Consider the following 12812-nt stretch of genomic DNA (forward strand, 5'->3'; position numbering starts at 1 on the left):
ATAGCAGCTGATAGTGTTATGAGCAAGTAGCAAAGCGGATTGCGAATATCCGCTTGACTACCTTTATTTACAAAGATAAATGTACAGAAGGAGGAATTTTATGTTCAAAAATCTTAAAATGAAAACAGCACTGACAAGTGCAATTACAGTTCTGACTATTATCTGTATAGCAATACTGTATATTTTTACACAGTCAGGAATGACAAAATTAATGAAAAAAAGTGCACAGGACAGCATGAAAACCTCACTCAATTCACAGACTACACTTATAAGCGAATATGTCGCACATCAGGAAGATCTGTTGAAAAAGTTCAGTATAAGCCCTGTAATAGTTGATTATCTAAAAGACCTTAACAATAAAGACAAGCAGGCAAAGGCCCAAAAATATACCGAAAAATATTTTGAAGGACTTGATAACTGGGAGGGAATCTACTCTGGCGAATGGAACACCCATGTAGTAACTCACTCAAATCCTAAGGTTGTCGGAATGACTACACGAAAAGGCGATTCATTAAAGGCACTTCAAAATGCAATGATTAAAAATAACGGACTTTACAATGCCGGAATCATAGTGTCACCCGCATCACAAAAGCTTATCCTTTCAATGTACTGCCCTGTATATGATACAGATGGTACTACTATTGTGGGCTATGTAGGCGGTGGTCCATTTATGGAAAAACTTGAAAGCTTGTTAAACGAAACAAAAAAGACTGACAAAAAAGCTATTCAGTATTCTATGATAAATGTTTCATCAAAAATGTATATATTTGATGATGAAGATACCTCACTTATCACAAAAGAAGCAACAGATAAAGGAATTTTAAATGTGATCAAAAATATTGAAAATAATACTAAAAATACTACAGACACATTCACCTACAAAAATTCAGGCAAAACATCATATGTTATATCTTACCAGTATAACAGTGAACATGACTGGGCTGTTGTAGCAAAAGCAAAAGAAAACAGCTTATATTCTGATGTTTATAAAACAATGCGTACACTTGCAATATTTTGTATCATATCATGTATAATGATCTCTTCTTTGTCATGGTTATTTATCCATATGCATACAAAACCACTTACATATGTAACAGATGCTTTACTTGAACTTAAAGAACTCAATATCAAAAAGCATGATAAACTCGAAAAATATATAAATACCAATAGTGAAGTCGGTCAGATAAGTACAGCACTCAATTCTTTAAGTGATTCATTTGAAGACATAATACAAAAACTCGGTTCATGTTCAGACTCACTTACCGACTCAGCTGTTAAAATGTCAGACTCCTCCGAAATGCTTATCCAGTGTGTAGATGACAATGCTGCTGCCACAGAACAGTTTGCAGGACATACCGATCAGATAAATGATACTGTCGAACAAGTTGACAGCAGTATCAATGATATTTCGGATGTTGTAGCACAGGTAGAAAACAAGATTCAGATCGGCGATACACAAAGCAGTAAACTCATGGATAAAATCATCAAAATGCGTAATACGACAAGCATTTCTCTTGAAGCAGCCAATACAAAGCTCGATGAAAATAATCGTTCTATTAAGGAAGCTATGGTGAACCTGCAGTCTCTTACAGAAATTGATGATATGGCAAAACAGATTCTTGATATTACAACTCAGACGAACCTGCTTGCCTTAAACGCATCAATCGAAGCCGCACGTGCCGGTGAAGCTGGGCGTGGATTCAGTATTGTCGCAAACGAGATAGGCAATCTTGCCGAAAGTTCACGCCAGACAGCCACATCAATACAGAACATATGTAACGAAACAAAGGAACATATAAATATGGTACAGAACTGTTTTGATAATATTATAAGTTTTATGGAAGAAGATATCAAAACACAGTTTCATGATTTCCTTGAGGCAACTAATGAGTACAATAATTCAATCAGCGAAATAAAGGACATCATCCATGAAATGCACGACTGCTCTGATGAATTTGTCAAAGCTGTTTCAGATATCAAGACGCAGATCAGCAGTGTACAAAATAATCCTGACGGACTTACGGTACATACTGAAGATGTTATAACGAAAGTCGAACAGACAAGAAAAATTACAGAAGATCTTGCAGGTATTGTCAGCAAGAATGAAGAAAATGCTTTGGCTATAAAAGATATAATGAACAGATTTTCGTTATAAGTATAGGTGAAAAACTATCAATTATAACTTTAATTTTCTTCAACTTTTGGTACTTTTTTCTATTGACAAATTGCCCCTTAAAAACTACCATACATTAGTAAAAGAAAAAGGAGGTAATTATTATGAGATTATGGAAAAAGACATTAAGTCTTGTACTTGTATCCGCTATGGCATTTTCTATGTGTGCATGCGGCAGCAAGAAGGACGAAGGAAGTAAAAAATCAGACACTTTTAAGATTGGTGGCATCGGACCTACAACAGGTGATGCAGCTATTTACGGAAAAGCCGTACAGAATGGCATACAGCTCGCTGTAGATGAGATCAATGCAGCCGGCGGTATCAACGGTAAAAAGATTGATTATAAATTTGAGGATGACCAGAATGACACTGAAAAATCAGTAAACGCTTACAACAGTTTAAAAGACTGGGGTATGCAGATGCTTGTCGGAACAGTTACATCAAACCCTTGTACAGCAGTTGTTGAGCAGTCACACAATGACAATATGTTCCAGCTCACACCATCAGCAACAGCAGTAGAATCTATCCAGTATGACAACGCATTCCGTATGTGTTTCTCTGATCCTAATCAGGGTAGTGCTTCTGCTGATTACATTGCAGACCACAAACTTGCTTCAAAGATAGCAGTAATCTACAACAGCTCTGATCCTTATTCATCAGGTATTTACCAGAAATTTGCTGCTGAGGCAAAGACAAAAGGACTTGAAATCGTGGCTGCTGAGGCATTTACTGCTGACAGCAAGACAGATTTCTCAGTGCAGATTCAGAAGGCTAAGAGTGCTGGTGCAGAAATGGTATTTCTTCCTATATATTATCAGGAGGCATCACTTATACTCGCCCAGGCAAAGAAAGCAAACTTCACACCTAAATACTTTGGCTGTGACGGTATGGACGGTATCCTTGCACTCGACGGATTTGACAAAGAACTTGCAGAAGGACTTATGTTCCTCACACCATTCACACCTGATTCAAAAGATGAAAAGACACAGACTTTCGTAAAAGCATATAAGAAAGCATTTAAAGACACACCTATCCAGTTTGCCGCTGATGCTTACGATTGTATCTACACAATAAAGGCTGCTGCTGAAAAAGCAAAGATAACACCTGATATGAGTATTTCTGATATGTCAGATGCATTAAAGAAATCAATGACTGAAATTGAACTCAGTTGTCTTACAGCTAAGAGTATTAAGTGGTCAGCAGATGGTGAGCCAACAAAAGAACCTACTGTCGTAGTTGTTGAGAACGGTTCTTATAATATAGCTGAATAAAATTTAACATTATCAAGCAAGTCCCTCACTTCTATTGCGTAGAGCAATGCAAGTAGCTGAGTGGATTGCGAATGTCCGCTTGATAAGTGACAAAATCTTATAATTAACTGTCTAAATCTTTTACAGGTAAAAGATTACAGATACTGTGCATTTTGTAGATTTTGGAGTTGTTATATGATATTATATAAGTCTGTATGAGCTTTTAACTTTCTCATACAGACTTTACTTTTAAAAAAACAGGAGGTAACCCATGAGCTTTATATCGTATTTATTTAACGGATTAAGTCTCGGAAGCGTTTATGCCATTATTGCTTTAGGTTATACGATGGTATATGGTATCGCAAAAATGCTTAACTTTGCACATGGAGATGTAATCATGATAGGTGCTTATGTATCTCTTCTTTCCATGACAAATGCAGGAATACCTGCTTTCCCGGCACTTATAATTTCAGTTATAGTCTGTACGGTTCTTGGTATTGTCATTGAGAGAATTGCATACAAACCACTCAGAAATGCATCTTCCTCACTCGCAGTTCTTATTACTGCAATAGGTGTCAGCTATTTACTCCAGAATATCGCACTTTTACTTTTTGGAGCAAATGCCCAGACTTTTCCATCAGTTATCAAATGGAAGGGACTTTCACTTGCCGGAGGAAAACTTAATCTTTCCGGAGAAACTATCATTACTATCTTAGTTTGTATTGTTATAATGATAGCTTTGATGTTTTTTGTACAGAAAACAAAACCCGGTCAGGCTATGCGTGCCGTATCAGAAGACCGTGGTGCTGCACTTTTGATGGGTATCAATGTAAACGGAACTATCGCACTTACATTTGCGATTGGTTCAGGACTTGCCGCTATCGCAGGCGTACTTCTGTGCTCTGCTTACCCAAGTCTTACACCTTACACAGGTGCAATGCCCGGTATCAAGGCCTTTGTTGCTGCCGTATTCGGTGGTATCGGCTCAATACCCGGAGCATTTATAGGTGGTATCCTTTTAGGTATCATAGAGATATTTGGCAAAGCCTACATTTCATCACAGATGGCAGATGCGATTGTTTTTGCCGTACTTATCATAGTTCTTCTCGTTAAACCGACAGGACTTTTAGGCAAAAAGATTCAGGAAAAAGTATAGGCGGCAGATACAGTGTGAAAAATACTGCCAATGCAGCATTTTGTCACACGACTATTTGTTTTTGAGCAAAGCAAATAGTTTTTATGGCAGATGCAAATGTGAAATTTGCGCCGCCACCTCGCAACAACTTGCTCGGAAATGAGGATTATTATGTCAAAGAAATTATCTAAACAAAAATTAAATGATATTATTACTTATGGTATAGTTATAGCTGCTTTTGTTATAATGCAGATTCTTATAAATGCAGGCGAGATATCTTCTCTCTTTCAGGGACTTATGGTTCCTCTCTGTACTTATATAATACTTGCCATTTCACTTAACCTTGTAGTAGGTATACTTGGAGAATTAAGTCTTGGTCATGCAGGTTTTATGTGTGTTGGTGCATTCACAAGCTCATTCTTCTCAAAAGCGACACAGGACACTATAACAAACAGCACACTGAGATTTTTTATCGCACTTATAATAGGAATAGTAGCCGCTGCCATATTCGGAATCATAATCGGTATTCCTGTTCTGCGACTTAACGGCGATTATCTTGCCATAGTTACACTTGCATTTGGTGAGATTATCAAGAACCTTGTAAATGTCCTTTTTATAGGAAAAGACTCTAAAGGGTTTCATTTTTCAACAAAGGATGCCGTAAGTTTAAACCTTGAGCCTGATGGAAAGATTATCGTCAACGGACCTCAGGGAATCACAGGTACACCTAATGACTCGACTTTCTTTATCGGTTTTATACTTATTCTCATAACATTATTTATAGTATTAAACCTCATTCATTCAAGAGATGGTCGTGCTATCATGGCGATAAGAGACAACCGAATTGCTGCCGAGTCAATCGGTATCAATATCACAAAGTACAAACTTATGACATTTACGATATCAGCAGCAATGGCCGGTGCAGCAGGTGTTCTTTATGCACACAACCTCTCAAACCTCACAGCCAACACAAACAACTTCGGTTACAACATGTCGATAAACATCCTTGTATTCGTAGTTCTCGGTGGTATCGGAAACATCAGAGGTTCTATCATAGCCGCTGTCGTGCTTACACTTCTTCCTGAGCTTTTGCGTGGAATGTCTGATTACCGTATGCTCATTTATGCTATTGTACTTATCGTAATGATGCTCTTTAACTGGGCACCAAAAGCAATCGAATGGCGTGAAAAACACCTTTCATTCAGGAAAAATAAAAAGGAGGCTGCATAGTAATGGAAACTTTATTAGATGTACAAAATCTTGGTATTTCTTTCGGTGGTCTCCGTGCCGTAAACAACTTTAGCATCAACATTGGCAAAGAACAGCTTTACGGACTTATCGGACCAAACGGTGCCGGAAAAACAACTATATTCAACCTTCTGACAGGTGTTTACAAACCTGACAGCGGAAAGATAATCTTAGATGGCAAAGACCTTACGGGCAAATCTACCATCGAGATAAATAAATCAGGAATCGCAAGAACATTCCAGAATATAAGACTGTTTTCACAGCTCACTGTACTTGACAATGTAAAAACAGGACTTCACAACAATCATCATTATTCAACACTTGACAGCATACTCCGTCTTCCACGCTATCATAAAGTTGAAAAGGAAATGAATGATATTGCAATGGAACTTCTTGAAGTGTTCGGACTTACAGATGACGCAAATGTTCAGGCTCAGAACCTTCCTTACGGTCAGCAGAGAAAACTTGAGATAGCACGTGCACTTGCTACAAATCCTAAACTTATTCTTCTCGATGAGCCTGCCGCCGGTATGAATCCAAACGAAACAGAAGAACTTATGGACATGATAAAATTTGTAAGAGACCATTTCCATATGACCATTCTTCTTATTGAACATGATATGAAACTCGTAAGTGGAATCTGTGAACAGCTTACCGTACTTAACTTCGGTGAGGTGCTTGCACAGGGTGATACATCAGATGTGTTGAATGATCCGCAGGTTATCAAGGCATATCTTGGTGAGTAGAAATGAGGTATAAATTATGGCGATGCTTGAAGTTAAAGATTTAGAAGTATATTATGGTATGATACAGGCTATCAAAGGTATCTCTTTTGAAGTTAATAAAGGTGAGGTTATCGCCCTTATAGGTGCTAACGGTGCTGGCAAGACTACTACTCTCCACACTATCACCGGACTTCTCTCTCCCAAAAAGGGAAGCGTTATATTTGAGGGAAAAGACATAACAAAGATACCAGCACATAAGATAGTATCAATGGGAATGGCACATGTTCCTGAGGGACGCCGTGTTTTTTCAGACTTAAGCGTATATGAAAACCTTAAATTAGGTGCATACACAAGAAAAGACAAGGAAAACTTAAATAAAGACCTTGAAAGCATATATGAAAGATTTCCAAGACTTGCCGAACGAAAGAACCAGTCGGCAGGAACATTGAGCGGCGGTGAACAGCAGATGCTCGCCATGGGACGCGCACTTATGTCCAAACCATCAATCGTCCTTATGGATGAGCCGTCAATGGGACTTTCACCAATTCTTGTAAACGAAATATTTGATATCATCGAGTCTATAAGTAAAACGGGTACTACTGTTCTTCTTGTAGAACAGAATGCCAAAAAAGCTCTCTCTATCGCGGACAGGGCATATGTTCTTGAAACAGGTAAGATTGTGACAAGCGGCAACGCAAGTGATCTGCTTGAAGATGACTCGATAAAGAAAGCCTACTTGGGTGAATAAATAGATAAGCTCAATGAGCTTATCATTAGAAGAAATTAAAACAGCATTAGAAAATGCCATTTTTATTCTTCTGTACCCCACTACTTTCTATCTTTAATCAAAATATATAAAAATAAAGGAGGTATCACTATGGGAAATATGATTATCACAGTTTCCCGCCAGTACGGCAGCGGCGGCAAGACTATCGCTGCAATGCTCGCTCAGAAACTTGGTATCAACTGCTACAGCCGTGAGATTTTAAAGATGGCTTCTGATGACAGCGGTATTAACGAAAGACTTTTTGGTATGTCCGATGAAAAGCTCCGTCATGTGGGCTGGTTCAAGACTTTAAGCCACCCTTACACAGGCGAACTTCTTCCTCCGGAAGATAAAGGTTTTGTTTCTGATGACAACCTTTTTAATTATCAGGCTAAAACGATAAAAGAACTTGCTGGTAAAGAATCATGCATCATCGTTGGACGATGTGCAAACTATATCTTAAAAGATAATCCTGATGTACTCAGCGTATTTATCCATGCTGATGATGATTTTTGTCTTGCAAGAGCTATGGAACGTAACAGTTTCAGTGAAAAAGAAACTAAAAAATTTATTGAACGCACTGATAAATATCGTTCCGATTATTATCATTACCACACTGGACATAACTGGACAGATGCAAGATATTATGACCTCTGCCTTAACAGCTCAAAACTTGGTTTTGAAAAGTGTGTTGAGGAGATAGAAGCCTACGCAAAAATTCGTTTTGGTAAATAAACGCTAAATAAAAATGTGAAAAACAGCTATAAATAAAAAAACATCGTAATAAAAGAGTAATTAACGCATTATTATATGTACTAAACTTTTATTACGACAGATAAAAGTTTATAGCTGTTTTATTTATACAATATTCTTTGCCAAAGCGGATATTTGCAATCTGCTCTGCTACTTGCTCATAACACTATCATCTTCCTATATAACCGTCCGTCATTCCCTATATCCCAGATACTCCATAAACTTTGCCGTTGCCGGTGCCAGCCTTTTCTTATCTTTCATGGCTATGCATATTTTTCTGTAATAGGGTTCTTCAAGTGAACGAACTTCAATATTATAATGAGCCCCCTGCAATATCATCTCCGGTAAGATTGCCACTCCAAGTCCTTTTTCTACCATTGACATTATTGCAAAGTCTTCCCATGTGGTAAAACGGACTTTTGGATGTACATTATTTCTCTCAAGAATTTCGGACACTTCTGTTTTTCCTCCATGTTCCAACAACATAAACGGCTCATTATCAAGTTCCTTAATATCTATTTTTTCTTTTTGGGTGAGCCGATGTCCTAATGGCAATACTACCCTATATTCATCATTTTTTAAGAAAACAGTATCTAATCTAATCTCAGGTGTCATCCTCAAAAAACCGCAGTCCACCCTTCCCTCTTCAATCCATTTTTCAACTTCATCATAATCTCCGAGAAGCATTTCATAATCTATCGCCGGGTAATCCCTCTGAAAACATGCAAATATATTTGGCAGCCAGTTGATAGCAACACTAGCAAAAGTTCCTATTCTTATAGTTCCGGTTTCAATTCCATTAAGTTTGTTTACATAACCATCCAGTTTTTCAAAATCATTTATAATAGTTCTTATATAAGGAAGTACCTGCTCTCCCGAAGTTGTCAGACACACTCCATTTCTGCCACGCTCAAGAAGCACTATTCCCCACTCACTTTCAAGGTCAGCTATCATTTTGCTTATAGATGACTGTGCATAATCCAGCTCATGTGCAGCCTTCGTGAAACTTCCTGTTTCTACCGTTTTAACAAACGCAATATATTTTAATAAATTATTATCCATAATATCTCTTTTCCCACTGTTCAGACTTAACAATATCAAAACAATATACGATATTTTAGTATTCCGCCGTGTATTATTCCATTCGTTTTTTCAATATAACATATCGTTATTATTCGCTTTTTATATTGTATTCAGTTGTTTATAATATTTCAAGTAGGCATTTTTTACATTAAGCCTGTCTACCTCGCCATAAATAAAATAAATTTTGGCGTCTATCAAAAAGCATTTGACAAAAAATATGGACTAAAATAAAAAATGTAAGTCTGCTTATAATAGAAACCGTTGTTATATTCCGTGATAATATTTCCGGGCTTTTTTCAACCCAGCAAACAGTTATTGAAAATGCGTGCATACGGATTTTGTGTATTTTATTTTTTGAACCGATATGCAGTCTTTATGAGATACCTGCCGGAGTTTTAAGAGGTACCGGACGCTCGCTGCTTCCCGCAGTAATAACGATCATCGGTACCTGCGCTCTCCGTATTATATGGATTTTTACGATTTTCAGAATCCACCTTACACTTGAAATACTTTATATTGCATTTCCTATTTCGTGGGTTATAACAATCCTGCTTATATTACTAAGTTTTATTGCTGTAAAGCCATTGAAAAAATAATTCCAAATATTCCAATATACTGTTAAAACGCACTGATTCTCATTTATGTGCAAAGCGGACATTTGCACTCTGCCTTCGCTACTTGCTTATCTGCGTTCAAACTATAGACCTTTAAGCTCAATCCAAGGCTCATTTTTCTCTCTCATTGAGTATACATTCTCAAGCCATGTTATAACAGCCTGCTTTTTCTGCACAAACGGTTCTCTGTGACTGATAAGAACATAAGGAGCTGCGATATTTTTCAATATATCTATCTGTTCCTTCAAAAATCCCGTATTATAAACGGTTTTATTACCTTTGTGAGTCGGATATAATGCATCACCAAGCAGACAATATTTATCATTTACCATAAATGCCAGCGAACCTTTAGCATGGCTTGATGGCATGGGAAAAATTCTAAGTTTTATATCAGGCTCATCCACATTTATCTCACTCTCAACAATCTCTCCGATATGCGTATATTTATATGTATTTTTTCCCTGATACAGACTCTCCCACTTTATATATTGCAGATTTGCAATATGGTCGGGATGAAAATGTGACAAAATAACCTTAATTTTCTTCGACTTTTGCTTTGAGACCTCCGAAAGCATCTCAGGGATATTCTCATGACTTCCAACATCATAAACCCACAGATACTTTCCACTTTCTATCACGGACACATTAGCAGAAAGTGGTCTGGCAGTAGGCGTGATGTAAGAAAAATAATCCGTAACACATTTCCATGTCGGAAATTGTTTGTTATTATCGCTGTTACCAGCATCCTGAACAGTTTTGATCTCTATGCTGTTTTCATTCATATCCGCTACCATAAATTAACGCCCTCTTCGTTTTTCCATTTATATACAACAACCAATTACTTTTTTACCCGTTAAAATCTAACAGCATTGTAGCATCTTATATATACAATTTCAATCACTTCCACAAAAAACAGCCGTAAATAAAGATTACTATTCCGTTGCCTGAATAGCATCGTAACCTGTTTCTTTTGTCCTTATCTTCTGTGCCGTTCTTATCTCATAGCTGAAAATCTTTCCATCACCTGTCTCGCCGGTAAACGCGGCTTCCTGAATGGCATTTATAGTTTTTTCCTCCCATTCCTCTGATGAAACAACAATCTCAAACTTAATCTTAGGCTGCATCTGCATATCGACCTGCATACCTCTTACAACCTCTTTATATCCTCTCTGTATTCCACAACCCATAACCTGTGAAACAGTCATTCCATTTACACCTATCGCATTTAATGCCGCTTTTACATCCTCAAATTTTTCTTCTCTTATAAAAGCATCTATTTTAATCATCATATTAATCCTCATTTCTGCACACGTTTTTTGTGCATATCAAGTTTGTGTCAAGTGTGCGCAGACACAAATCTTGTGTATGAAAAATTTTATTTTTGACACTAATTCTCTATTCTTGCGCTGTTTTTTGTATAAATCTTGTGTATGAAAATTAAAGTTTTCATACTAAATCCCTCTCCCCTTACTCTACTGGTCAAGTCCGTTGAAACTTGGATATGCACTCTCGCCATGCTGTGAAATGTCAAGTCCGAGCTGTTCCTCACGCTTATCTACACGAAGCGTAGTAAACAATCTCACGATTGCAACGCATATCAGAGTTCCTACGATTGCAACTGCCGCTGTTATAAGAATACCAACTATCTGTGCAACAAACAAGTGATAATCACCAAATATAAGTCCATCCCATTTTGCAGTACTGTTTATTGATTTCTGCGTAAATATACCCGTTGCAATTCCTCCCCATATACCACCGATACCATGACAGCCAAAAGCATCGAGTGCATCATCTATCTTGAGTTTTTTCTTGATAAGAGAAACTCCAAAATAACATATCGGACTTACAAGTGCACCGATAATAAATGATGCCCAGATTGGTACAAATCCTGCTCCCGGTGTGATTGCCACAAGACCGACAACAAGACCTGTTGACGCACCGACAAGTGTTGTTTTTTTACTGATAACAGTATCGATAAGCATCCATGAAACAAGTGCTGAAGCGGCTGAAATCGCTGATGTCATAAATGCATGAGCTGCAAGACCATCTGCTTTAAGTGAACTTCCAGCATTAAATCCAAACCAGCCAAACCAGAGAAGTGATGCTCCAAGTACAACAAACGGTATATTGTGAATACGATATGTCGTAACTTCATAACCACGCCTTCTTCCAAGAATAATAGCAAGCACAAGTGCACTCACACCTGAACTTATATGTACTACATCGCCTCCCGCGAAATCTACAGAACCTATCGCCGCAAGAAATCCGCCCTCGCCCCATACCATATGAGCCATCGGATAATATACGATAACAGACCATATGGCAACAAATATAAATAAAGCCTTAAACTTCATTCTTCCTACAAGTGAACCTGTGATAAGTGCAGGTGTTATCATCGCAAACATCATCTGAAACGCACAGAACACAAGATGCGGTATCGTGTCCGCATATGGTCCGGGTTTCATCCCGACATTATTTAATCCTATCCATCTTAAATCCCCTATAATTCCCCCATGATTGCCGCCAAAGGCAAGCGAATAACCAAACAACGCCCACATAACAACTGAAAGTCCCATAATAGAGACACAAGCCATCATTGTATTACATACATTTTTTCTTCTTACAAGTCCCCCGTAAAAAAATGCCAGCCCCGGTGTCATAAAAAACACAAACGCCGTACATATGAGCATAAACGCTGTATCACCTGAATTCATAAAACTTACCTCTCTTTCATATTTTTAATTCCCAAAATAAAATTTTTAGAAAACAACAATGTTTCTAAAAACCGCAGCCATTATTGCCGGCAAAATATAATGACTGCTAAAAGTTTTTTAAAAAACAAAAAGATGCCTAGAGCTTTTTCAAGCTTTAGACATCTTCGTCATGTTTTAGATGATAGCACAATCGTTTGTGGATTGCAACAGTTTTTTACAGATATGCCTAAAATTATACTAGTACAACAAATAATTAATAACAACTAACTCTGCACTACACTGTCTGCATCAATTCATCCTCTATTTCTTTTATATCTTCTGGTGTCAGACTTGTAAAAAACTGTGGTACAT

12 protein-coding genes are annotated in these 12812 nt (G+C 37.5%); 8 read left to right on the plus strand and 4 right to left on the minus strand.

Going from position 1 to position 12812, the window contains the following annotated elements; translation table 11 throughout:
• Positions 1-100: 100 nt before the first annotated feature.
• From KQI69_RS02885 to KQI69_RS02915, 7 genes are all read left to right on the plus strand, one after another.
• The gene (locus tag KQI69_RS02885) at positions 101-2155 is read left to right on the plus strand and encodes a methyl-accepting chemotaxis protein (RefSeq protein WP_216563783.1); all 2055 of its coding nucleotides are present in this window, start codon (positions 101-103) and stop codon (positions 2153-2155) included.
• Between the two features lie 122 nt (positions 2156-2277).
• Complete coding sequence (locus tag KQI69_RS02890; protein ID WP_216563784.1) at positions 2278-3444, plus strand: ABC transporter substrate-binding protein; 1167 nt, start codon at positions 2278-2280, stop codon at positions 3442-3444.
• Positions 3445-3694: 250 nt separating this feature from the next.
• Complete coding sequence (locus tag KQI69_RS02895; RefSeq protein WP_216563785.1) at positions 3695-4579, plus strand: branched-chain amino acid ABC transporter permease; 885 nt, start codon at positions 3695-3697, stop codon at positions 4577-4579.
• A 150-nt stretch (positions 4580-4729) separates the two neighbouring features.
• On the plus strand, positions 4730-5788 hold the full coding sequence (locus KQI69_RS02900; RefSeq protein ID WP_216563786.1) for a branched-chain amino acid ABC transporter permease: 1059 nt from the start codon (positions 4730-4732) through the stop codon (positions 5786-5788).
• Between the two features lie 2 nt (positions 5789-5790).
• A complete protein-coding gene (locus KQI69_RS02905) occupies positions 5791-6552 on the plus strand; it encodes an ABC transporter ATP-binding protein (RefSeq protein ID WP_216563787.1) in 762 nt (253 codons plus the stop codon).
• A 16-nt stretch (positions 6553-6568) separates the two neighbouring features.
• Positions 6569-7279 carry an ABC transporter ATP-binding protein gene (locus KQI69_RS02910; RefSeq protein ID WP_216563788.1) on the plus strand — a complete coding sequence of 237 codons (711 nt, stop codon included), beginning with the start codon at positions 6569-6571 and terminating at the stop codon, positions 7277-7279.
• Positions 7280-7408: 129 nt separating this feature from the next.
• Positions 7409-8032 (plus strand): AAA family ATPase, encoded by a 624-nt coding sequence (locus KQI69_RS02915; RefSeq protein WP_216563789.1) that lies wholly within the window; start codon positions 7409-7411, stop codon positions 8030-8032.
• A 210-nt stretch (positions 8033-8242) separates the two neighbouring features.
• Here KQI69_RS02915 and KQI69_RS02920 read toward each other — a convergent pair whose 3' ends face one another.
• Positions 8243-9112 (minus strand): LysR family transcriptional regulator, encoded by an 870-nt coding sequence (locus KQI69_RS02920; protein ID WP_216563790.1) that lies wholly within the window; start codon positions 9110-9112, stop codon positions 8243-8245.
• Between the two features lie 302 nt (positions 9113-9414).
• Between KQI69_RS02920 and KQI69_RS10620 the strand changes: the two genes are divergently transcribed.
• Positions 9415-9729, plus strand: coding sequence for an MATE family efflux transporter (locus KQI69_RS10620; protein WP_371818711.1), 315 nt, complete (start codon positions 9415-9417; stop codon positions 9727-9729).
• Between the two features lie 101 nt (positions 9730-9830).
• Here the strand turns inward: KQI69_RS10620 and KQI69_RS02930 are convergent, their stop codons facing one another.
• The 3 genes from KQI69_RS02930 to KQI69_RS02940 form a co-directional block, all read right to left on the minus strand.
• Positions 9831-10541, minus strand: coding sequence for an MBL fold metallo-hydrolase (locus KQI69_RS02930; RefSeq protein WP_216563791.1), 711 nt, complete (start codon positions 10539-10541; stop codon positions 9831-9833).
• A gap of 138 nt (positions 10542-10679) precedes the next feature.
• Complete coding sequence (locus KQI69_RS02935) at positions 10680-11036, minus strand: P-II family nitrogen regulator (protein WP_216563792.1); 357 nt, start codon at positions 11034-11036, stop codon at positions 10680-10682.
• Between the two features lie 183 nt (positions 11037-11219).
• Positions 11220-12461: an ammonium transporter gene (locus tag KQI69_RS02940; RefSeq protein WP_216563793.1), complete on the minus strand. Its 1242-nt coding sequence runs from the start codon at positions 12459-12461 to the stop codon at positions 11220-11222.
• Between the last annotated feature and the right edge of the window lie 351 nt (positions 12462-12812).

The sequence above is a fragment of the Eubacterium sp. MSJ-13 genome (assembly GCF_018918235.1).
GTDB lineage: Bacteria > Bacillota > Clostridia > Lachnospirales > Lachnospiraceae > Butyribacter.

Bases quoted from the DNA above. Each gene is read 5' to 3' on its own strand.
- KQI69_RS02915 (WP_216563789.1), top strand. From the start codon at position 7,409: ATGGGAAATATGATTATCACAGTTTCCCGCCAGTACGGCAGCGGCGGC.
- KQI69_RS02920 (WP_216563790.1), bottom strand. From the start codon at position 9,112: ATGGATAATAATTTATTAAAATATATTGCGTTTGTTAAAACGGTAGAA.
- KQI69_RS02910 (WP_216563788.1), top strand. From the start codon at position 6,569: ATGGCGATGCTTGAAGTTAAAGATTTAGAAGTATATTATGGTATGATA.
- KQI69_RS02890 (WP_216563784.1), top strand. From the start codon at position 2,278: ATGAGATTATGGAAAAAGACATTAAGTCTTGTACTTGTATCCGCTATG.
- KQI69_RS02935 (WP_216563792.1), bottom strand. From the start codon at position 11,036: ATGATGATTAAAATAGATGCTTTTATAAGAGAAGAAAAATTTGAGGAT.
- KQI69_RS02905 (WP_216563787.1), top strand. From the start codon at position 5,791: ATGGAAACTTTATTAGATGTACAAAATCTTGGTATTTCTTTCGGTGGT.
- KQI69_RS02885 (WP_216563783.1), top strand. From the start codon at position 101: ATGTTCAAAAATCTTAAAATGAAAACAGCACTGACAAGTGCAATTACA.
- KQI69_RS02940 (WP_216563793.1), bottom strand. From the start codon at position 12,461: ATGAATTCAGGTGATACAGCGTTTATGCTCATATGTACGGCGTTTGTG.
- KQI69_RS02895 (WP_216563785.1), top strand. From the start codon at position 3,695: ATGAGCTTTATATCGTATTTATTTAACGGATTAAGTCTCGGAAGCGTT.
- KQI69_RS02900 (WP_216563786.1), top strand. From the start codon at position 4,730: ATGTCAAAGAAATTATCTAAACAAAAATTAAATGATATTATTACTTAT.
- KQI69_RS02930 (WP_216563791.1), bottom strand. From the start codon at position 10,541: ATGGTAGCGGATATGAATGAAAACAGCATAGAGATCAAAACTGTTCAG.